The 19,471-nt window shown below is 71.2% G+C and carries 21 protein-coding genes; 6 read left to right on the top strand and 15 right to left on the bottom strand.

Annotation, left to right across the window (positions count from 1 at the left end):
* Positions 1 to 111 precede the first annotated feature (111 nt).
* The 4 genes from ligA to ACFVW8_RS32550 are packed head-to-tail and all read right to left on the bottom strand — an operon-like array spanning position 112 to position 4,677.
* Positions 112 to 2,319, bottom strand: a complete 2,208-nt coding sequence (gene ligA, locus ACFVW8_RS32565) for an NAD-dependent DNA ligase LigA (protein ID WP_389696416.1) — start codon at positions 2,317 to 2,319, stop codon at positions 112 to 114.
* A gap of 30 nt (positions 2,320 to 2,349) precedes the next feature.
* Positions 2,350 to 3,375, bottom strand: coding sequence for a methionine synthase (locus ACFVW8_RS32560; protein WP_389696414.1), 1,026 nt, complete (start codon positions 3,373 to 3,375; stop codon positions 2,350 to 2,352).
* Positions 3,376 to 3,409: 34 nt separating this feature from the next.
* The gene (locus ACFVW8_RS32555; RefSeq protein ID WP_389696412.1) at positions 3,410 to 4,099 is read right to left on the bottom strand and encodes an SDR family oxidoreductase; all 690 of its coding nucleotides are present in this window, start codon (positions 4,097 to 4,099) and stop codon (positions 3,410 to 3,412) included.
* Positions 4,100 to 4,137: 38 nt separating this feature from the next.
* Positions 4,138 to 4,677 carry a TIGR00730 family Rossman fold protein gene (locus tag ACFVW8_RS32550; RefSeq protein ID WP_389696410.1) on the bottom strand — a complete coding sequence of 180 codons (540 nt, stop codon included), beginning with the start codon at positions 4,675 to 4,677 and terminating at the stop codon, positions 4,138 to 4,140.
* A gap of 76 nt (positions 4,678 to 4,753) precedes the next feature.
* On the opposite strand from ACFVW8_RS32550, the gene ACFVW8_RS32545 reads away from it, so the two are divergent.
* On the top strand, positions 4,754 to 5,089 hold the full coding sequence (locus ACFVW8_RS32545) for a DUF427 domain-containing protein (RefSeq protein ID WP_389696408.1): 336 nt from the start codon (positions 4,754 to 4,756) through the stop codon (positions 5,087 to 5,089).
* Positions 5,090 to 5,209: 120 nt separating this feature from the next.
* Positions 5,210 to 6,010, top strand: a complete 801-nt coding sequence (locus tag ACFVW8_RS32540) for an alpha/beta fold hydrolase (RefSeq protein ID WP_389696406.1) — start codon at positions 5,210 to 5,212, stop codon at positions 6,008 to 6,010.
* Between the two features lie 198 nt (positions 6,011 to 6,208).
* On the opposite strand, the gene ACFVW8_RS32535 is transcribed toward ACFVW8_RS32540, so the two are convergent.
* A complete protein-coding gene (locus ACFVW8_RS32535) occupies positions 6,209 to 7,036 on the bottom strand; it encodes an SDR family oxidoreductase (RefSeq protein ID WP_389696404.1) in 828 nt (275 codons plus the stop codon).
* A 108-nt stretch (positions 7,037 to 7,144) separates the two neighbouring features.
* Here ACFVW8_RS32535 and ACFVW8_RS32530 point away from each other — a divergent pair, with 108 nt between their 5' ends.
* Positions 7,145 to 7,771: a TetR/AcrR family transcriptional regulator gene (locus tag ACFVW8_RS32530; RefSeq protein WP_389696402.1), complete on the top strand. Its 627-nt coding sequence runs from the start codon at positions 7,145 to 7,147 to the stop codon at positions 7,769 to 7,771.
* Between the two features lie 71 nt (positions 7,772 to 7,842).
* Here ACFVW8_RS32530 and mnmA read toward each other — a convergent pair whose 3' ends face one another.
* Positions 7,843 to 8,979, bottom strand: coding sequence for a tRNA 2-thiouridine(34) synthase MnmA (gene mnmA / locus ACFVW8_RS32525; protein ID WP_389696400.1), 1,137 nt, complete (start codon positions 8,977 to 8,979; stop codon positions 7,843 to 7,845).
* Between the two features lie 61 nt (positions 8,980 to 9,040).
* On the opposite strand from mnmA, the gene ACFVW8_RS32520 reads away from it, so the two are divergent.
* Positions 9,041 to 9,700, top strand: a complete 660-nt coding sequence (locus ACFVW8_RS32520) for an N-acetylmuramoyl-L-alanine amidase (RefSeq protein ID WP_389696398.1) — start codon at positions 9,041 to 9,043, stop codon at positions 9,698 to 9,700.
* Positions 9,701 to 9,787: 87 nt separating this feature from the next.
* Here the strand turns inward: ACFVW8_RS32520 and ACFVW8_RS32515 are convergent, their stop codons facing one another.
* From ACFVW8_RS32515 to ACFVW8_RS32505, 3 genes are all read right to left on the bottom strand, one after another.
* Positions 9,788 to 10,957 (bottom strand): cysteine desulfurase family protein, encoded by a 1,170-nt coding sequence (locus tag ACFVW8_RS32515; protein ID WP_389696396.1) that lies wholly within the window; start codon positions 10,955 to 10,957, stop codon positions 9,788 to 9,790.
* A 133-nt stretch (positions 10,958 to 11,090) separates the two neighbouring features.
* Positions 11,091 to 11,459 (bottom strand): DUF4190 domain-containing protein, encoded by a 369-nt coding sequence (locus ACFVW8_RS32510; protein WP_389696394.1) that lies wholly within the window; start codon positions 11,457 to 11,459, stop codon positions 11,091 to 11,093.
* 62 nt (positions 11,460 to 11,521) lie between these two features.
* Entirely contained in the window at positions 11,522 to 11,683 is a 162-nt protein-coding gene (locus ACFVW8_RS32505) for a hypothetical protein (protein WP_389696392.1), read from the bottom strand.
* 102 nt (positions 11,684 to 11,785) lie between these two features.
* Between ACFVW8_RS32505 and ACFVW8_RS32500 the strand changes: the two genes are divergently transcribed.
* Positions 11,786 to 12,418: a TetR family transcriptional regulator gene (locus ACFVW8_RS32500; protein WP_389696390.1), complete on the top strand. Its 633-nt coding sequence runs from the start codon at positions 11,786 to 11,788 to the stop codon at positions 12,416 to 12,418.
* Between the two features lie 64 nt (positions 12,419 to 12,482).
* Positions 12,483 to 13,346 carry an alpha/beta fold hydrolase gene (locus ACFVW8_RS32495; protein WP_389696388.1) on the top strand — a complete coding sequence of 288 codons (864 nt, stop codon included), beginning with the start codon at positions 12,483 to 12,485 and terminating at the stop codon, positions 13,344 to 13,346.
* On the opposite strand, the gene ACFVW8_RS32490 is transcribed toward ACFVW8_RS32495, so the two are convergent.
* The 6 genes from ACFVW8_RS32490 to ACFVW8_RS32465 all read right to left on the bottom strand — a co-directional run bounded on the left by ACFVW8_RS32490 (position 13,294) and on the right by ACFVW8_RS32465 (position 19,304).
* Positions 13,294 to 14,286 (bottom strand): helix-turn-helix transcriptional regulator, encoded by a 993-nt coding sequence (locus ACFVW8_RS32490; RefSeq protein WP_389696386.1) that lies wholly within the window; start codon positions 14,284 to 14,286, stop codon positions 13,294 to 13,296. The two genes, ACFVW8_RS32495 and ACFVW8_RS32490, sit on opposite strands and share 53 nt — an antisense overlap.
* Positions 14,287 to 14,324: 38 nt before the next feature.
* Positions 14,325 to 15,191, bottom strand: coding sequence for a thioesterase family protein (locus tag ACFVW8_RS32485; RefSeq protein WP_389696384.1), 867 nt, complete (start codon positions 15,189 to 15,191; stop codon positions 14,325 to 14,327).
* Positions 15,192 to 15,265: 74 nt separating this feature from the next.
* Positions 15,266 to 15,925 (bottom strand): trimeric intracellular cation channel family protein, encoded by a 660-nt coding sequence (locus ACFVW8_RS32480; RefSeq protein ID WP_389696382.1) that lies wholly within the window; start codon positions 15,923 to 15,925, stop codon positions 15,266 to 15,268.
* 18 nt (positions 15,926 to 15,943) lie between these two features.
* Positions 15,944 to 17,152, bottom strand: coding sequence for an ABC transporter ATP-binding protein (locus ACFVW8_RS32475; RefSeq protein ID WP_389696418.1), 1,209 nt, complete (start codon positions 17,150 to 17,152; stop codon positions 15,944 to 15,946).
* A gap of 47 nt (positions 17,153 to 17,199) precedes the next feature.
* Complete coding sequence (locus ACFVW8_RS32470; protein ID WP_389696380.1) at positions 17,200 to 18,294, bottom strand: ABC transporter ATP-binding protein; 1,095 nt, start codon at positions 18,292 to 18,294, stop codon at positions 17,200 to 17,202.
* Positions 18,291 to 19,304 carry an ABC transporter permease gene (locus ACFVW8_RS32465; RefSeq protein ID WP_389696378.1) on the bottom strand — a complete coding sequence of 338 codons (1,014 nt, stop codon included), beginning with the start codon at positions 19,302 to 19,304 and terminating at the stop codon, positions 18,291 to 18,293. Before ACFVW8_RS32465 ends, ACFVW8_RS32470 begins: the two co-directional genes overlap by 4 nt.
* Positions 19,305 to 19,471 lie beyond the last annotated feature (167 nt).

Raw genomic sequence — 19,471 nt, 5'->3', positions numbered from 1 at the left:
AGCCGATGTCCTCTTTGCGATGCTCCGCGACGGCACCTTCTACGAGCCCCAACCCGCCCGATCAGCTTGACCAAACCCATAGGGGCACCCCCCCGACTTCGGCCCCCGGCCCTACTCCTCGGCCGGCACCGCCGCCTCGCGCGCCGCGTCGGCTCCCTCTTCGAGCAGCACGGCGAAACCGTCCTCGTTCAGCACGGGCACCTTCAGCTGCATGGCCTTGTCGTACTTCGACCCGGGGTTGTCGCCGACCACCACGAAGGCGGTCTTCTTCGAAACGGAACCCGTCACCTTCGCGCCGCGGCTCTGGAGGGCCTCTTTCGCGCCATCCCTGGTGTGCGAGGCCAGCGTGCCGGTGACGACGACGGTGAGCCCTTCGAGCGGCCTCGGCCCCTCGTCCTCCCCGGCCCCCTGGTCCTCCATCCGGACCCCGGCCTCCCGCCACTTGCGCAGGATCTCCCGGTGCCACTCCTCGGCGAACCACGCCTTGACCGAGGCGGCGATGATCGGCCCGACCCCGTCGGCGTCGGACAGCTCCTGCTCGGTGGCCTCGTCGATCCGGTCGATGGAGCGGAACTGGCGGGCCAGCTCCTGCGCCGCGACGGGCCCGACATGGCGGATCGAGAGCCCGGTGAGGATCCGGGCGAGCGGCGCTTCCTTCGCCGCGGCGATGGCGTCCAGCATGGCGACGGCGTTCTTCTTCGGTTCGCCCTGCTGGTTGGCGAAGACCGTCGCGATCTTCTCCTCACCGGTCTTCGGGTCCCGCTTGGGCAGCCCGCTGTCCATGTCGAGGACGTAGGCGCGGATGGGCAGCAGCTGGTCGACGGTCAGCCCGAACAGATCGCCCTCGTCGCGCAGCGGCGGATCGGCGGGCTCCAGCGGCCTGGTCAGGGCCGCCGCCACGACATAGCCGAAGTGGTCGATGTCCAGGCACTTGCGTCCCGCGAGATAGGCGACCCGCTCCCGGAGCTGCGCGGGGCAGGAACGGGCGTTGGGGCAGCGGACGTCGATGTCGGCCTCCTTCATGGGCCGCAGCTCCGTCCCGCACTCGGGGCACTCGGTGGGCATGACGAACGCCCGCTCGGTGCCGTCCCGGAGGTCGGCGACCGGGCCGAGGATCTCCGGAATCACATCGCCGGCCTTGCGGAGCACCACCGTGTCGCCGATCAGGACTCCCTTGGCCCGGACCACGTTCTGGTTGTGCAGCGTGGCGAACTCGACCTCGGACCCCGCGACTTCCACCGGCTCGACCTGGGCGTACGGGGTGACGCGGCCGGTGCGGCCGACACCGACCCGGATGTTGATCAGCTTGGTGTTGACCTCCTCCGGCGCGTACTTCCAGGCGATGGCCCAGCGCGGCGCCCGTGAGGTGGAGCCGAGCCGGCCCTGGAGCGGGATCTCGTCGAGCTTGACGACGGCACCGTCGATCTCGTGCTCCACGGAGTGTCGGTTCTCGCCGAAGTGGGCGATGAACTCCCGCACCCCCTCCAGGGAGTCCACCACCCTGTTGTGCTTGGCGGTGGGCAGCCCCCATGCGTGCAGCAGCTCGTAGGCCTGCGAGAGGCGGTCGATGTCGAAGCCCTCGCGGGCGCCGATGCCGTGCACCACCATGTGCAGCGGCCGGGAGGCGGTGACCTTGGGGTCCTTCTGGCGCAGCGAACCGGCCGCCGCGTTGCGCGGGTTGGCGAAGGGCTTCTCGTCCGCCTCCACCAGCCGGGCGTTGAGCGCCTCGAATCCCTCCATCGGGAAGAAGACCTCGCCGCGGATCTCGACGAGCGCCGGGATGCGGTCGCCCTTCAGCCGGTGTGGGATGTCGGCGATCGTACGGACGTTGGGCGTGATGTCCTCGCCGGTGCGGCCGTCACCGCGGGTGGCTGCCCGGGTCAGCAGCCCGTGCTCATAGGTGAGGTTGACGGCGAGACCGTCGATCTTGAGCTCGCACAGGAAGTGGTAGCCGGTCGCGCCGACGTCCCGGGCGACGCGCTCGCCCCAGGTGGCCAGCTCCTCGTCGTCGAAGGCGTTGTCCAGGGACAGCATGCGTTCGCGGTGCTCGACGGAGGTGAATTCCGTCCGGTAGGGGCCCGCGACCTTCTGCGACGGCGAGTCCGGCGTGCGCAGCTGCGGATATGTGTCCTCCAGGCCCTCCAGCTCGCGCAGCAGCCGGTCGAACTCGGCGTCGCTGACGACCGGCTGGTCGTTCACGTAATAGCGGAAGCGGTGCTCCTCGATCTGCTCGGCGAGGAGCGCGTGCCGCTCCCGCGCCTCGGCCGGCACCGCCGTGCCCTGTTCGCCTGGCAGTGACGTCTGCTCTTCGCCGGACATCGTCCCGTCCTCCCGTTACCCAGTGCCCCGTTACTCAGGGTTGTCTGCGAGCGATCTCGCGGCCCGGGCGCAGTGGGCGAGCGCGGCACGTGCGTACGCGGGCGACGCACCCGCGAGGCCGCATGAGGGAGTGATCGCCACGGACTCGGTCAGAGTCCCCGGATTCAGCCCCAGCCTGCGCCACAGCGTCCTGACACCCATGACGCTACCGCCCGGGTCCGACAATCCGCCCGAGGCCGCCTCTGTGCCCGGCACCACCCCGAGGAACAGCCGGGTACCGCTCTCGACGGCTTCCCCGATCGCCTCCTCCTCACGCTCGGTGAGCAGGGAGAAGTCGAACGAGATGCCGTCCGCCCCGGCCCGGCGCAGCAGCGCGAACGGCACCTCGGGCGCACAGGTGTGGACGAGCGTCGCACCCTCGCCGGCCGCGCCGAGCACCTCGCGCAGGGTGGACTCGACGACCTGCCGGTCCACGGCCCGGTAGGTGCGGTAGCCGCTCGCCGTCCTGACCCGTCCGAGCAGGACCCCGGTCAGCGACGGTTCGTCGAGCTGGAGGATCACCCGGGCGCCGGGCATCCGCCGCCGCACCTCGGCGAGGTGGTTGCGCAGCCCCTCCGCCAGCGAGTCCGCCAGGTCGCGGCAGGCGTCCGGGTCGCCGAGCACTGCTTCGCCGCCCCGGCGCTCCAGAGCGGCGGCCAGGGTCCAGGGGCCGACGGCCTGCACCTTGAGCGGCCCCTCGTAGCCCTGGGTGAACTCCTCCAGCGCGTCCAGGTCCTCGCCGAGCCAGGAGCGGGCCCTGCGGGTGTCGCGCCCCGGCCGGTCACTGATCCGCCAGCCGCTCGGCTCGACGTGCCCGTACATCTCGACGAGCAGTCCGATGGTCCGCCCGGTCATGTCCGCGCCCGGTCCGCGCGCGGGAAGTTCCGCCAGATACGGCACGCCCTGGCCGTCCGCGAAGGAGCCGGTGACGGTCTTCGCCGCCTCCCGCGCGTCTCCTCCTGGCATCGAACCGATTCCGGTGGCCGGGCACCCGCTGAACTTGCTCTTCTCGCTCACGCGGGAAGCCTACGGCCGTTCGCAGCCGGTGCCGTCAGCGGCCGGGGCGCACCGTGAGGTCGTTGACCTCGGCGTCGCGCGGCAGGTCGATCGCCATCAGGATCGTGGTGGCGACCGTCTCCGGGTCGATCCAGCGCGAGGCGTCGTACTCCTTGCCCTCCTGCTGGTGGACCTTGGCCTGCATGGGGCTCGCGGTGCGCCCGGGGTAGACGGAGGTCACCCGGACCCCGTTCCCGTGCTCCTCGTGGCGCAGCGAGTCGGCCAGCGCCTTCAGTCCGTGCTTGCTCGCCGCGTACGCGCTCCACTCGGCGTGGGCGGCGAGCCCGGCGCCGGAGTTGACGAAGAGGACGTGGCCCTCGGCGACGCGCAGCTGCGGCAGGAAGAGCCGGGTCAGTTCGGCCGGGGCGACGAGGTTGGCGTTGAGCTGGACGTGCCAGGCCTTGGGGGTGAGCTCGCCGACCCGGCCGAGCTCGACGACGCCCGCGATGTGCAGCAGCGAGTCGAGCCGCTCCGGCATCGGCTGCTGGGCGAAGGCCCAGGAGAGCCGGTCCGGGTTGGAGAGGTCGCCGACGATGGTGCGGGCGCCGGGGTGCAGCGCGGCGAGCTCCTTGGCGCGGCCCGCGTCACGGGCGAGGAGTACGAGATCGTCCCCGCGCTCCAGGAGACGACGGGTGACTGCTGCGCCGATGCCGGAACCGGCACCGGTGATGAGGTGAGTGGACATGGCCCCATCGTCGCACCCGCCGCCCGGTCGCCGGCACGTCACTGCAGGCCGGACGACTCCTCCAGGTAGGCCAGGGCGCCGACGCCGTCCTTGGCGAAGAACACCAGGTCGGTCAGCGGGAGCGGCAGGAAGCCCTCGTCCTCCATGCGCTGGAACTGCTGGCGGAGCCCGTCGTAGAAGCCCGCCGTGTTGAGCAGCACGACCGGTTTGGTGGTCTTGCCGTGCTTCTTGAGCTCCAGGATCTCGGTGGCCTCGTCGAGCGTGCCCGTGCCGCCGACCATGATCACGACGGCGTCGGCCTTCTCCAGGAGCAGCGCCTTGCGCTCGGCGAGATCGCGGGCGATCACCATTTCGTCGGCGTTGGTACGCGCCTTCGCGGCCAGGAAGTCCACCGACACCCCGACCAGCTTCCCGCCCGCCTCCTGCACGCCGTCGGCCACGACCTTCATCAGCCCGCTCTCCGAGCCGCCCCAGACCAGGGTGTGTCCGCCCCGGCCGAGCAGTTCGGCGAATTCACGGGCGGGCCCGGTGTAGCGCTCGTCGAGGTCGGCGGCGGAGAGAAAAACGCAGATCTTCATGAGGCAACGGTAGAGCCCGGCGCCGGCGGTGCGGGATCCGGGGAAGAAACCCGCGGTCCGTACGGCTGAGAAACACATGACTGCCATCCGAGGACACCGCATCACCGTCGAGCCCGGCACCGAGCATGTGCGCGTGGTCCGTGACGGGCTGCTGCTCGCCGAGAGCCGTCGCCCGCTCGTGCTGCGCGAGACGGGCTGTCCGGTCCGCTACTACCTGCCGCCCGAGGACGTCCGCACCGAGCTGCTGACGGCGTCGGAGACCCGAACCCACTGCCCGTTCAAGGGGGACGCCTCGTACTGGTCGCTGCCGGACGCGGCGGATCTGGTCTGGGCGTACCCGGAGCCGAAGGACGAAGTGGGCGCGATCAAGGACCACTTCTGCTTCTACGACACCGAGACCGTCGCGTCCTGACCGCCGGGCGGGACAAGTTGAGCGGCCGTCACGCACCGCTGTGAGCTGCGAAGGAGAGAAAGTTCAAAACTTCTTCGCTGCCGGCGATGAGTTTCGGAGCGCCCCGCGGTCCACCCTCGCATGGACAAGATTCTCTCCCGCGACGGCACCCTGATCGCCTACCGGCGCCGGGGTGAAGGGCCGCCGGTGATCGTGGTGGGCGGGGCTCTGGGGACCGCCAGGACCGAGGAGCCGCTGGCGCGGCTCCTCGCGCCGCGTTTCCATGTCGTCACGTACGACAGGCGCGGCCGGGGTGACAGCGGCGACAGCGCGCCGTACGCGGTGGAACGCGAGATCGAGGACCTGACCGCGGTCGCGCAGGCCCTGGGCGGCCGCCCGTCGGTGTTCGGCGTCGGGGCCGGCGGCGCGCTGGCCCTGGAGGCGCAGGCGGCCGGCCTCCCGGTCGGCCTGCTCGCGGTGTACGAGCCGCCTTACACCCCCGGCGCCGCCGGGCAGCTGTTCAAGGCCGACTGCACGGCCCGGCTGCACCGGCTGCTGTCCGCAGGCGACCGGGACGGGGCGGTGGAGCTGTTCCTGTCCGTGACCGGGGTGGCAGCCGAGCTGATCGCCAGGATGCGGAGTGCGCCGCTGTGGCGGAGTCTGGAGTCCATGGCGCACACCCTGGCGTACGACGACGCGCTGCTGGGCAACGGCGAGGTGCCGGCCGAGCGGTTCGCCGCCGTGACGGCGCGGACCCTGGTGGTCAGCGGCGGCTCAAGCACCGAATCCGCCCGTGCGGCGACGCGGCTGCTGGCCGAGGCCCTGCCCCGGGCCCGTCACCGCACGTTGACGGGCCAGACCCGGGAGGTGGCGCCGCAGGTGATCGCGCCGGTGCTGGCCGAGTTCTTCACCCGTGACGTGTTCGTGGGCCAGGCCTCCTGAGACCACGCGGGCGGGCCGGGGGCCGAAGCACCCCGCGCGGCCACGCCCGTACAGGGGTCGGGCGTTGCCGTGCGGGGCCGGGGCGATGACGCCGGCACCAGCCGTGCCGGCCCCGGCCTGCCGCCTCCGCCGCGCCAAGCGTGGCGATGCGTCGCCGAGCCGGCGCGTCGTCTCCCGGGTGTGGCGGGACGCTCGTGGTCAGGGGCGCAGGGCGGAGGGCTGGGCAGTCGGGCGCATCGCGGCGTCCGTGCCCCCGTCGACGTAGAGAACGGCGCCCGTGGTGAAGCGCGCCTCGGGGCGCAGGAACTGCTCCACCCAGAAACCGATGTCGTCCGCTTCGCCGAAGATTCCCAGCGGCATGGGGGTCGGGAAGGAGTCCGGGTCGAAGTCCTTGCCGTTCCCCGTGGACCCCTTCATCAGGGGCGTAAGGACGGCACCGGGCGCGATGGCGTTGAGCAGAATGCCCTTGCGGCCCCACTCGGGGGTGACCGCGGTGCGGCGCACCCAGTGCGCGAGGGCCAGCTTCGAGGTGGCGTAGGCGGAAATGCTGGGGCTCGTCTCCACGAACCTCGGGGGCAGGGCGCTCTGCGCGGCTGCGGCGTGCTCGCGGGAGGCGCCCTCGTCACCGCTGAGCAGCAGCTGCACAAGGGTGTCATCGATCATCGGGACGGTGCTGGCCGAGTTCGAGCTGATCACGACGGCCCGCGGGGCGTCCGAGCGCTCCAGCGCCCCGCGCAGTGCGCTCAGCAGCTCCACGGGGCCGAAGTAGTTGATCGACGCGACGGCGGCCGCGTCCCGCATGTTCGGTCCGACGCCGGCGACGGCGGCCACGCCGTCCAGGACACCGCCGCTCAGCTCAAGGATCTCGGCCACCGCTCCCCGCCGGCCGGCCGGGGTGCCGAGGTCGGCCACGACGTCGGCGGAGCGGAGGTCCACGCCGATCACTCGGTGGCCGGCCGCGCGCAGCCGTTCGGCGCTGGCGGCTCCCATACCCGATGCGGATCCGGTGACGACGATGGTGCCCATACCGCTGCTCCTCCGATACATGGCCGCGACCCTCGCGACCCTTTCGGGTCAAACATAACCCAATCACTGATTGGAAGATATTGCCATGCCCTGTGCTGCAATGTGCGCATGAGCCAGCAACCCGACTCCTCGACCCGCGAGCGACTCCTGACCGCGGCAAAGAAGCTGTTTCTGGAGAGGACTCCCGACCAGGTGTCCGTCCGCGCCATCAACGCGGAGGCCGGCCTCAATCCCGGCGCGGTGCACTACCACTTCGGTTCCAGGGAGGGCCTGATCGCCGGACTCCTCGAGGAAGAGCTGCGGCCTCTGTGGGCGGACCGCATGGCGCAGCTGCTGCGCGGCGCGACCGCCGCCCCCTCGGTGCGCGAGCTGGTGGTCGCTCTCGTCGAGCCGTTCGCGGACATGGTGAACACCGGAGACGGGCGCATGCTCTGCCACCTGCTCGCCCGGGCCGCCCTGCCGACCGGGCAGCTCCCGAACGTCTCCGCGCAGTTCCTGCCCGCCCCGTTCGAGGTCATGATCGGCCGCGCGCTGCCGGAGCTTCCTGTCCACGAGGTCGCGGAGCGCTGCGGGCTGGCGTTCAGCCTCGTTCTAGAGACGTACGGGCGGCCGCTCGCCGGGCCGCCCCGGGCAGCAGCCCCGTTTCCGCGCGCGGCCACCGTCATCGCGTTCGTGACGGCCGGGCTGACCGCGCCCCCCGCGGAGTCGGCGTCCGATGCGGTCCGGACGCTGTAGAACCGGCCATGAGCCGGGCGGCCCGGGCGCGCGGCTCATGGCCGCGCCCCGGCCACCGGGGCTCCGCTCGGTCAGCCGGCAGGTGCCGCGGCCGTCTCGCGCCGCACCGTCGTGGCGATCGTCGCCGAGCCGACCACGCGCGTCCCGTCGTACAGCACGACCGCCTGGCCGGGGGCCACGCCCCGGACCGGCTCGGTGAACGAGACGTGGAGCGTCCCGTCGAGCAGTTCGGCCGTCACCTCCGTCTCACCGCCGTGGGCGCGCAGCTGGGCGGTGTACGTGCCGGGGCCGGACGGCGGCGTGCCGCACCAGCGGGGCTTGATGGCGGTCAGCGCGGTCACGTCGAGGGCCTCGACGGGGCCGACGGTCACCGTGTTGTTCACCGGGGAGATGTCCAGGACGTAGCGCGGCTTGCCGTCGGGCGCGGGGTGGCCGATGCGCAGGCCCTTGCGCTGGCCGATGGTGAAGCCGAAGGCGCCCTCATGGGTGCCTAGCTTCGCACCGGACTCGTCGAGGATGTCGCCCTCCGCCGTTCCGCCGAGGCGGTCGGCCAGGAAGCCCTGGGTGTCTCCGTCGGCGATGAAGCAGATGTCGTGGCTGTCGGGCTTCTTGGCGACGGCGAGCCCGCGGCGCTCCGCCTCGGCGCGGATCTCGTCCTTGGTGGTGAGGGTGTCGCCGAGCGGGAACATCGCGTGGGCGAGCTGGCGCTCGTCCAGGACGCCCAGCACATAGCTCTGGTCCTTGGCCATGTCGGAGGCGCGGTGCAGCTCACGGCTGCCGTCCCCGTCGAGCACCACGGTCGCGTAGTGGCCGGTGCAGACCGCGTCGAAGCCCAGGGCGAGGGCCTTGTCGAGCAGTGCCGCGAACTTGATCTTCTCGTTGCAGCGCAGGCACGGGTTGGGGGTGCGCCCCGCCTCGTACTCGGCGACGAAGTCCTCCACGACGTCCTCACGGAAGCGTTCCGCCAGGTCCCAGACGTAGAAGGGGATGCCGATGACGTCCGCGGCGCGGCGGGCGTCACGGGAGTCCTCGATGGTGCAACAGCCCCGGGCCCCGGTCCGGAAGGACTGCGGGTTCGCGGAGAGGGCGAGGTGCACACCGGTCACGTCATGGCCGGCCTCGGCGGCGCGGGCCGCGGCGACGGCGGAGTCGACACCGCCCGACATGGCGGCGAGAACACGGAGGGGGCGCTGGGAAGTCTGAGTCATAGCTCCACCAGGGTACGGGGCACAGGGAACCGAATGCTCATGGATATGCGTTGTCGACCACATGGGGACCAAGGGCACGGCGGACGGGACCGGCACCGGCATCAGCCGGCGATCGGTACTGATCGGCGGTGCCGTCACGGCCGTCGGCACGGCCGCGCTGGCCCGGGACCAGCTGAAGCGGGCCTGGTGGCGGCTGCCGGGCGTGGAGAAGCCCCGCACGCCGGGCGCGGTGGACTACGCGCGGGCCCAGTGGACGGCGGCGTCCTCGGCGAACTGGCGGCGGGCGGACCGCCCCGACGACTTCCGGATCGACCGGGTGGTCATCCATGTCACCCAGGGCAGCTTCAGCAGTGCGGTCCGCGCCTTCCAGGACCCGGGGCACGGGGCGGCGGCGCACTACATCGTGCGCAAGGACGGCCATGTGGCGCAGATGATCCGCGAGCTGGACGTGGCGTTCCACGCAGGGAACCGCTCGTACAACGAACGCAGTGTCGGCATCGAGCACGAGGGCTTCGTGGACCGCCCGCAGGACTTCACGGCGGCGATGTACGCGGCATCCGCCCGGCTGACCGCGTCGATATGCGGACGGTACGGGATACCGGTGGACCGCAAGCACATCATCGGGCACGTGGAGGTGCCCGGCACCGATCACACGGACCCGGGAAAGCACTGGGACTGGGACCGCTACCTGAAGCTGGTCCGAGCGGCCGCGAAGCGCTGAGGCCGGCCCGGACGGGCTCGAACCCAACTGAACGGGGCTCCGGACAGGCCCGAAGTCAGCCGAACAGGGCCCCGGACAGGCCCGGATTCAGCTGAGCCCGGCCGCCCTGGCCCGTTGCACCGCCGGCCCGATGGCCCGCGCCACGTCCTCGATGTCCTGCTTGGTCGTGGTGTGGCCGAGCGAGAAGCGCAGGGTGCCACGGGCCAGATCCGGATCGGTGCCGGTGGCGAGCAGTACGTGGCTGGGCTGGGCGATCCCTGCCGTGCAGGCGGAACCGGTCGAGCACTCGATGCCCTGGGCGTCCAGCAGCAGCAGGAGGGAGTCGCCCTCACAGCCGGGGAAGGTGAAGTGCGCGTTGGCGGGGAGCCGCCCGCCGGGGGCCGGGTCACCGCCGAGGAGTGCGTCCGGGACCTCCGCCAGCACAGCCGCGACCAGCTGGTCACGGAGGCCGCCGATCTCCCGGGCGAAGCCCTCGCGCCCGTCGGCGGCGAGCCGTCCCGCGACGGCGAACGCGGCGACGCCGGGCACATCGAGGGTGCCGGAGCGCACATGGCGCTCCTGTCCGCCGCCGTGCAGCACAGGAACGGGGGTGTACTCACGGCCGAGCAGCAGCGCGCCGACACCGGTCGGGCCGCCGATCTTGTGGGCGCTGACGGTCATCGCGGCCAGTCCGGAACGGGCGAAGTCGACTTCCAGCTGCCCGAAGGCCTGCACCGCGTCTGCGTGCATCGGGACGTCGAACTCACGGGCCACGGCGGCCAGTTCACGGACCGGCAAAACGGTGCCGATCTCGTTGTTGGCCCACATCACGGTGATCATCGCGACGTCGTCAGGGTTACGGGCCAGCGCCTCGCGCAGCACGTCCGGGTGGACGCGACCGTACCGGTCGACGGGGAGGTACTCGACGGTGGCGCCTTCGTGCTCGCCGAGCCAGTCCACGGCGTCCAGCACCGCGTGGTGCTCGACGGGACTGGCCAGCACCCGGGTGCGGCGGGGGTCGGCGTCGCGGCGGGCCCAGTACAGGCCCTTCACCGCGAGGTTGTCCGACTCGGTACCGCCCGAGGTGAGGACCACCTCGCTGGGGCGCGCGCCGAGGGCGTCGGCGAGGGTCTCTCTGGACTCCTCGACGGTACGGCGGGCCCGGCGGCCGGCGGCGTGCAGGGAGGACGCGTTGCCGGTGACAGCGAGCTGGGCGGTCATCGCCGTGATCGCTTCCGGAAGCATCGGCGTGGTCGCGGCGTGGTCGAGGTAAGCCATGGTGGGCTCGATTCTACGAGCCTGCGGCGGGGCGTACGTCGGGCGCATCGTGTCCCGGTGCCCGCGCACCGCGGAAGGTGCGTCTCACCCGCCCCGCTCCGGAGCCCGATCCGGTGGGGAGAGCCATGGCCGGTCAGCCGCCGAAGTTCCAGCCGACCGTTCCGTCGCCGGTGACGAGGAAGGCGAGAATCACCAGGTCGGCGATGCCGAGTGCGAGTCCCAGCAGGGCGCGGCCGCGGCGGGCCGTGGAGCGGGCCAGGGCGATTCCCGCCATGACGATGGCCGCCGGGCCGAGCAGGATGTTCATCACCAGCAGACCGACGAGTCCGAGAACGAACGAGGCGACTGCGAGGGCGTCGGCATCCCGGGTGAACCGGGCGGACCGGGCGGACCGGGCGGACCGGGCGGACCGGGCGGAGTCGCCCTGCGGCGTGTCCGCGGGGGCGCCGGGAGCAGTGATGCCCGTCGTTCCGGAGCGGCGGGTGGGTGTGGTGAGCGTCATGGTGCGGACTCCTTCGGGGACGAATGCGGTTTCGCTGGTTGGTCGTTGGAGGGCGGCGGCCCTCACCGGGAGCGGCGCTGCGCGCCCACCCGCTCGCGCACGGCGAAGACCAGCAGCCAGCAGCCGATCAGGGCCCCGAGGACGAGCGTCAGCGGAAGCGGGATCTGAGCCACCGCTCCCAGCACGATCCCCAGCAGAAGCAGGGCGACGACGAGGATGATCATGGTCAGCCTTTCCTCAATTGAGAGTACGAGTGTTCACTGACTTGTCAGTCTAGACCCGTACGCCCCTTCCCCGCTCCAGAGAACAGTTGTTTACTGAATGGCATGAGTCACACCGCGGGCATCCGCCAGACCCAGAAGCTGAAGACGCGCCAGTCGCTGCTGGACGCCGCTCTGGGGCTGCTGGAGGACCAGAGCCTGAGCAGCCTGGGACTGCGCGAGGTGACCCGGGCCGCCGGTGTCACCCCCACGGCCTTCTACCGGCACTTCGACGACATCGCCGCGCTCGGGGTGGCGCTCGTCGAGCAGACGCTGGGCAGCCTGCACGGAATGATCGGCGCGATCCTGGCGGACACCGGGAACAGCGAGGTCCGGCTGGACCGCAGCGTCGACCTGATAACGCGCCATGTCCGCGAGCAGCCGGCCCACTTCCGCTTCATCGCCCGCGAGCAGCACGGCGGGGTCGGCCCGGTCCGCGAGGCCATCGCCGCACAGCTCCGGCTGTTCGCCGAGGAGGTGGCGGCCGCGCTCGCCGGGGAGCCGGAGTCACAGGGCTGGAGCGAGGAGGACCTGCTGATGCTGGGCGGCCTCTACGTCGACCACATGGTGATCACCGCGTCGGCGATGCTGGACGGGGGCCCGGACGGCGACGCGCAGGTGGCCGGGGTGGCCCGGCGCCGGCTGCGGCTGGTCACACTCGGCCGGCTGCACTGGCTGGACGACGCCCCCTCCCCCTGAGCCCCTCGCCACGGGGCGCAGCGGCGCGTGCTCCGCAGCTCAACAGCCGCCTAGGCTAGCCCTCATGAGCGACGAGGCATGGGTCCTGGACCGTACTTTCCACAGTTGCGCCGGGGAGGTCCGCTGGGCCGCCCTCGGCCCGGCCGGGGCGCCGCCCGTCGTCCTGGTGCACGGGACACCGTTCTCCTCGTACGTCTGGCGCGGGGTGGCCCGCGCGCTGGCCCAGGACCACCAGGTGTTCGTCTGGGACCTGCCCGGGTACGGCGCCTCCGCCCAGTACGAGGACCAGGACGTATCGCTCGGCTCCCAGGCCCGGGTGCTCACCGAACTCCTCGGCCACTGGGAACTGCCGGAACCCGCTGTGGCCGCCCATGACTTCGGCGGCTGCGTCGCGCTGCGCGCCCATCTGCTGCACGGCGCCCGCTACCGCCGGCTGGCACTGGTGGACCCGGTGGCGCTGGCCCCGTGGGGCTCGCCCGCATACCGGCTGCTCGGCGGACACCCGGAGGTCTTCGGGCAGTTGCCGCCCGCGCTCCACCGGGCGCTGGTGCGCGAGTACGTGAGCTCGGCCAGCCACCCCGGTCTGCGTCCGGCGGTCCTGGACCGGCTGGTCGCGCCGTGGTGCACCGAGGCCGGACAGCCCGCCTTCTACCGGCAGATCAGCCAGAACGACCAGCGGTTCACCGACGAGATCCAGCACCGCTACGGCGAGATCGAGCCCCCCGTGCTGATCTGCTGGGGCACCGAGGACACCTGGATCCCGGTCGGCCGCGGCCATGAACTGGCCTCCCTCGTCCCTGGTTCCGAGCTGCGGCTCATCGAGGGGGCCGGTCACCTCGTGCAGGAGGACTCCCCGGCCGAGCTGACCGCCGCGCTCACCCGCTTCCTGCGGATGCCTCCTGGACCGGATCCCCGTACAGCCCCATGACGGCGGCCGCGTGCGCGGCGACCACCCCACGGGCCTCCGGCGGCTCCAGCACCTCGACGTTCGGGCCGAAGGAGAGCAGGGAGCGCGCCCACTCCACCGAGTCCACGGCCAGCTCGGCGCGCAGCCACCCGCTGCCCGGCCCCTCGGGCTGCGGCTCCCCGGTGAGCACGGCGGCGTTCAGCCGCAGGAACAGATCCAGCCGGGAGCGGTGCACCCGTACCCGCAGGGCCACCTCCCCCTGCCGCTCCTCCACCTGGCGGCGCAGCTCCTCCCACACCTGCGCCAGCTCCACCCCGGGTCTGCGCACCACCGGGTCGCCGGTGGGTTCGGCCCGCCGCACCCGGTCCGCGCGGAAGAGCCGGGGCTCCCCTTCCCGGTCGGCGACCAGGTACCAGACTCCTGCCTTCACCACGAGGCCGTACGGGTCGACGGTGTAGGTGCGCGCGGTCCGCGTACCGCTGTGCCGGTACTCCAGCAGCAGCCTCCGGTCGCCGAACACGGCGTCGTGCAGCTCGGCGATGTCGACGCCGGCGCGCGGGCCGCTCCGCCAGCGCTCCGGGTCGACGAGAATGCGGCGGCTGGTCAGCTCGGCGGCGGGCCGGTGCGGTGGGGGCAGCGCCGCCATCACCTTGCGCAGCGCGGAGCCGATCGCCGCGTCGAGCCCGAGCGCCGCGTGGGCGCCGTCGGCGGCCAGTACGAACAGGGCGCGGGCCTCGTCCGCGGTCAGCCCGGTGACATCGGTGCGGAACCCGGGCAGCAGGGCGATCCCGCCGTGCCGGCCGCGTTCCGCATAGACCGGGACACCGGACGCGGAGAGCGCCTCGACATCCCGGTAGATGGTGCGTACGGAGACGTCGAGGCGCTCGGCGAGCTCGGGCGCGGGGACCGGGCCGCGGGTCTGGAGCAGCAGCAGGATCGAGAGCAACCGGTCGGATTTCACCGGACCAGCATCTCCCGGCTCCGGCCGTCGCGGGGGTGTCAGCTGCGCGGCGCCCTGGCGAGCTGGCGGGACTGGGCGACCAGCCGGTCCGCGCTGTCCCAGATGTCCGCGTCCTCCTCCAGGAAGCCGCCCGCGAGGTTGCGGGTGGTGATGGAGACGCGGAGCGGGCCGGGGGCGGGGCGGCAGCGGATGTGGGTGGTCAGCTCGATGGTCGGGGTCCAGCCCTTGAGGCCCAGCTCGAACGAGGTCGGCGGCAGCGCGTCGACGGTGAGCAGCAGCGAGAGCGGGTCGGCGTCGCGGCCGTCCGCGAGCCCGAACCAGCCGCGCATCTCACCCTTGCCGGACGGCTGACCGACGGCCCAGCCGACCGTCGCCGGGTCGAGCTTGATGTCGAGCCGCTCGGTGATGGCGGAGCTGCCGGGGATCGGGGCCGTTCCGTCACTCGTACCGAGGCAGTGTTCGCGGGGCGGCATGGCGGGCGGCTTCGCCGAGGTGCGGATGTCGTCGGTCAGGCCGTCCAGGTCGCCGTAGGTGGCCAGGACCCGGATGCGCTCGACCTCGGTGCCGTCCTGCGCGTACTGGAAGAGGGAGGCCTCGCCGGTGGAGAGGGTGCGCCCGGTGCGGACGACCTGGGTGCGGATCACCGCGGGTCCGGGAACGGAGGCGGTGAGGTAGTGCGCGGAGACCGAGAAGGGGTCCGGGTGCGGGAGTGCCTCGCCGAGCGCCCGGCCGAGCATCGCGAGCAGGTAGCCGCCGTTGACCGCGTGGATGATCGTCCAGCCGGCGGAGAGCTCTGCGTCGTAGACGCCTTCCTCGCGGAGGGTGACGGCGGTGTCCCGGTCGAACTCACTGTCGCCGATGGTCGCCTGCGCGGTCTCTGCCGCCTGCGTTGCTGCCTGTGCCATGAAAAGCACGGTACACCGATCCCATTACTGAGCGGTAGCTTTTCTCGGTCGGTGAGATGTGGGTACGAGCGGTCCTAGCCCTCGTCCGCCGTCGCCGAACGGCGGTTGTAGGCCCGCGGGGCCCGCCAGTTGTAGCGCAGCGCCAGCAGCCGCAGCACGAACGCCGTGATCACCGCGGCCCCGCTGGTGAAGGCGTTGAGCCCGTCGAAGCGGATGCAGAGCACCGTCATCGCGGCCCCGACGATCGCGGGCACCGCGTACAGGTCGCGGTCCCAGCGCAGCAGCGAGGGCACCTCGTTGGCGAGTACGTCCCTCAGCACACCGCCGCCGACCGCGGTGGCCAGGCCCAGGGCCGCCGACGCCGTCAGGCCGAGGCCGTAGTCGTACGCCTTGACCGTCCCGGTGACGCAGAAGAGGCCGAGCCCGGCCGCGTCGAAGACGTTGACGCCGACCTGGATCCGCTCGACCTGCGGATGGAGGAAGAAGACCAGAACGGCGGCGAGCAGCGGGGTGGTGAAGTACCCGAGGTCCGTGAAGGCGGCGGGCGGCACCGCCCCGATGATCATGTCCCGGAACAGCCCCCCGCCCAGCGCGGTGACCTCGGCGAGAACCGCGATGCCGAAGACATCGAAGTTCTTGCGTACGGCGAGCAGAGCGCCGGAGATCGCGAAGACGAAGATCCCGACGATGTCGAGCGCATGCTGGACGGAGGGCGTGAACAGTTCGTTGAGCACCGGGCAATTGTGCCGGTACTACTCCTCGGTGGTGTCCTCCGCGGCCTCGGAGGGGGTGGCGGCGTCGCTCTTGGTGAGCGAGGCACCGTCCTCGGCGGGGGGCTCGGGCGTCCTGGCCGCAGCGGTCTCCGGCTCGGCCGCCGTGATCAGCTCGACCGTTTCCCGGGCCCCGGCCAGCACCTGCTGCCCGGGCGCCTGGTCCGGTGCGTTCTCCGGGTGGTGACAGGCGACCTGGTGGCCGGTCTTCAGGGCGATCAGCGGCGGTTCCTGCGTCTTGCAGATCTCGGTCGCCTTCCAGCACCTGGTGTGGAAGCGGCAGCCGCTGGGCGGTGAGATCGGCGAGGGCACATCGCCCTTCAGCAGGATGCGCTCGCTCTTCACCCCGCGCCGGCGCGGGTCAGGCACCGGCACCGCGGACATCAGGGCCTTGGTGTACGGGTGCATCGGCGCCGAGTACAGCGACTTGCGGTCCGCCAGCTCGACGATCTTGCCCAGGTACATGACCGCGATCCGGTCCGAGACATGGCGGATGACCGAGAGGTCGTGCGCGATGATCACGTACGTGAGGCCGAGCTCGTCCTGGAGGTCGTCCAGCAGATTGACCACCTGCGCCTGGATCGAGACGTCCAGCGCGGAGACCGGCTCGTCGGCGACGACCAGCTTCGGGCGCAGGGCGAGCGCGCGGGCGATGCCGATGCGCTGGCGCTGGCCGCCGGAGAACTCGTGCGGGTAGCGGTTGTAGTGCTCGGGGCTGAGCCCGACCAGCGACAGCAGCTCCTGGACGTGGTTCTTGAGACCGCCCTCGGGCTCGACGTCCTGGAGCCTGAACGGCGCGCTGACGATCGTGCCGATCGTGTGCCGCGGGTTCAGCGAGGAGTACGGGTCCTGGAAGATCATCTGGACGTCGCGCCGCATCGGCCGCATCTTGCCCATGGACAGATGCGTGATGTCGCGGCCCTCGAACTCGACCTTGCCGCCGGTCGGTTCGATCAGCCGGGTGATCAGCCGGCCCATCGTCGACTTGCCGCAGCCGGATTCACCGACGACGCCCAGGGTCTCCCCCGGGTACACCTCGAAGTCGATGCCGTCGACGGCCTTGACCGCGGCGCTCTGCCGGCCGAACAGTCCCTTGCGGATCGGGAAGTGCTTGGCCAGGCCCTCGACCCTGAGCAGCGGCTCGCGCGAGGCGGTGGCCTGCTCCGGGATCGTCACGTCCTTCTCCAGCACCGGGGGATCCTTCTTCTCGCTCACGTCGCTCACATCACTCGCCTCGCTCACAGCTTCGGCGCAATCTCGTCGGTCCAGATCCGGGTGCGCTCCTCCGTCGACATGTGGCAGGCGGAGAAGTGCCCGTCGCCGACCTGCTGCAGCTCGGGACGCGTCGTGCGGGTGAGGTCGTCCTTGGGGATGTCCGCGTACGGGCAGCGCGGGTTGAAGGCGCAGCCGGAGGGGACGTTGATCAGCGACGGCGGCTGGCCCTTGACGGGGATCAGCCGCTCGGTCTGTTCACGGTCGATGCGCGGCATCGAGGTGAGCAGGCCCCAGGTGTACGGGTGCTGGGCCTCGTAGAAGACCTTCTCCGCCGGTCCGCGCTCGATGCACCGGCCGCCGTACATCACCAGGAGTTCGTCGGCCATCTCGGCGACGACCCCGAGGTCGTGGGTGATCATGATGACGGCGGAGCCGAACTCCTTCTGCAGATCCCGGATCAGGTCCAGGATCTGCGCCTGGACGGTGACGTCCAGGGCGGTGGTCGGCTCGTCGGCGATGAGCAGCTCCGGGTTGTTGACCAGCGCCATCGCGATCATGGCGCGCTGGCGCATACCGCCGGAGAACTCGTGCGCGTAGGCGTCGACCCGCTTGTGCGGCTCGGGGATGCCGACCCGGTCGAGCATCTCGATGGCCCGGGTGCGGGCGGTCTTCTTGCTGACCTTGTTGTGGATCCGGTACGCCTCCACGATCTGCGCCCCGACCTTGAAGTACGGGTGCATCGCGGAGAGCGGGTCCTGGAAGATCATGGCCATCTTCCGGCCGCGCAGCTCGCGCACCCGGGCGTCGGAGGCGCCGATCAGCTCCTCGCCGTCCAGCCAGACCTCGCCCGAGATACGGGCGTTGGCGGCCGTGCGGTGCAGGCCCATCACGCCGAGCGAGGTGACGGACTTCCCGGAGCCGGACTCGCCCACGATGCCGAGGGTCTGTCCGGGCTTCACGTCGAAGCTGACACCGTCGACGGACTTGACCAGGCCGTCGTCGGTCCTGAAGTGGATGCGCAGGTCCCGTACCGAGAGGAAGGCCTCGTCGCTGCCGGTCCGTGCGGCGCCGGCGGGGGCGTCGGCCGCCGCGCTCTGTGCCTTGGAAACCTCGGTCACGAGTACCTCACCCTGGGGTCGATGGCGGCGTACACCAGGTCCACCAGCAGATTGCAGATGACGATGAAGAAGGCCGCGACGAGCGTCACGCCCATCACGATGGGCAGGTCGCTCTCCTGCACGCTCTTGATGGCGTATGCACCGAGTCCGGGGAAGGAGAACACGGTCTCGGTGATGACGGCGCCGCCGACCAGCAGGCCGAAGTCCATGCCGAAGATGGTGACGATGGGGGTGAGCGCGGCCCTCAGACCGTGCTTGCCGATGACACTGCTCTCCCTGAGGCCCTTGGCCCGGGCCGTTCGGATGTAGTCCTCACCCATCGTCTCCAGCATCCCGGCTCTGGTGATGCGGGCGTAGAGCGCGGAGTAGAGGAAGGCCAGCGAACACCAGGGGATCAGCAGATTCCACGCCCAGTCGAGCGGATTGTCCGTGAACGCCACATAGTTGACGCCGCCTTCCCAGAACGGCCATTGCACGGTGAACACACCCAGCGCGAGCATTCCGGTGAAGAAGATCGGCAGGGAGACACCGGCGAGCGCGATGGCCATGAAGAAGCGGTCGAGGATCGAACCCCGCTTGAGCGCGGAGACGACGCCGATCGCCACACCGCTGATCAGCCAGATCACCGCGGCACCGACCGCCAGGGAGAACGTGACCGGAATGCGCGCGGTCAGCTCGGGCCACACCTCGACGTGCCGCTTGAACGAGTAGCCGAAGCACGGCACACCGCAGTGCGTGGCCTCGGGACCGAACTGGAAGTCGGCGCCGACGAAGAGCTGCTTGAGGAAGTGCCAGTACTGGATGTACAGCGGCTGGTCGAGGCCGAGGTTCTGTTTGACCGCGAGGATGGACTGCGGATTGGCATCCTTGCCCACGTACTGGGCTGCCAGTTGGTCCATCGTCTGCCCGGCTATCCGGGGGACGAGGAAGAAGATCGCGAAGGTGACTGCGCTGACGATCAACAGCAGCAGCACCGCGCCGAAGACGCGTCGGATGATGTACGCAGCCACAGCTATCCGGCGCCGGTATCTGTCTGCCGGGGGTAACCCGTCCGGTCGGACACCGTGCCTTCACCTGCCTTTCAGGACATTTCTTGGGCCCGGGTACCCGCTCCTAGGGCAGCGCCGCGCGGCCGGGGGTGCGGGGCCGTTCCTACTGGGCGGAACCCATCAGCAGG

It is taken from the genome of Streptomyces sp. NPDC058221, assembly GCF_042882365.1.
In the GTDB taxonomy this organism is placed as follows: domain Bacteria; phylum Actinomycetota; class Actinomycetes; order Streptomycetales; family Streptomycetaceae; genus Streptomyces.
Note: the sequence above shows the minus strand (reverse complement) of the source record. Positions and strands in the feature narration are given on the sequence as shown.

Excerpts from the sequence above, each read along its gene's own strand:
- ACFVW8_RS32555 (WP_389696412.1), bottom strand. The coding sequence starts at position 4,099 with ATGTCCACTCACCTCATCACCGGTGCCGGTTCCGGCATCGGCGCAGCA.
- ACFVW8_RS32500 (WP_389696390.1), top strand. The coding sequence starts at position 11,786 with ATGAGTCACACCGCGGGCATCCGCCAGACCCAGAAGCTGAAGACGCGC.
- ACFVW8_RS32520 (WP_389696398.1), top strand. The coding sequence starts at position 9,041 with ATGGGGACCAAGGGCACGGCGGACGGGACCGGCACCGGCATCAGCCGG.
- ACFVW8_RS32495 (WP_389696388.1), top strand. The coding sequence starts at position 12,483 with ATGAGCGACGAGGCATGGGTCCTGGACCGTACTTTCCACAGTTGCGCC.
- ACFVW8_RS32540 (WP_389696406.1), top strand. The coding sequence starts at position 5,210 with ATGGACAAGATTCTCTCCCGCGACGGCACCCTGATCGCCTACCGGCGC.
- ACFVW8_RS32510 (WP_389696394.1), bottom strand. The coding sequence starts at position 11,459 with ATGACGCTCACCACACCCACCCGCCGCTCCGGAACGACGGGCATCACT.
- ACFVW8_RS32530 (WP_389696402.1), top strand. The coding sequence starts at position 7,145 with ATGAGCCAGCAACCCGACTCCTCGACCCGCGAGCGACTCCTGACCGCG.
- mnmA (WP_389696400.1), bottom strand. The coding sequence starts at position 8,979 with ATGACTCAGACTTCCCAGCGCCCCCTCCGTGTTCTCGCCGCCATGTCG.
- ligA (WP_389696416.1), bottom strand. The coding sequence starts at position 2,319 with ATGTCCGGCGAAGAGCAGACGTCACTGCCAGGCGAACAGGGCACGGCG.
- ACFVW8_RS32505 (WP_389696392.1), bottom strand. The coding sequence starts at position 11,683 with ATGATCATCCTCGTCGTCGCCCTGCTTCTGCTGGGGATCGTGCTGGGA.
- ACFVW8_RS32515 (WP_389696396.1), bottom strand. The coding sequence starts at position 10,957 with ATGGCTTACCTCGACCACGCCGCGACCACGCCGATGCTTCCGGAAGCG.
- ACFVW8_RS32545 (WP_389696408.1), top strand. The coding sequence starts at position 4,754 with ATGACTGCCATCCGAGGACACCGCATCACCGTCGAGCCCGGCACCGAG.
- ACFVW8_RS32485 (WP_389696384.1), bottom strand. The coding sequence starts at position 15,191 with ATGGCACAGGCAGCAACGCAGGCGGCAGAGACCGCGCAGGCGACCATC.
- ACFVW8_RS32550 (WP_389696410.1), bottom strand. The coding sequence starts at position 4,677 with ATGAAGATCTGCGTTTTTCTCTCCGCCGCCGACCTCGACGAGCGCTAC.
- ACFVW8_RS32535 (WP_389696404.1), bottom strand. The coding sequence starts at position 7,036 with ATGGGCACCATCGTCGTCACCGGATCCGCATCGGGTATGGGAGCCGCC.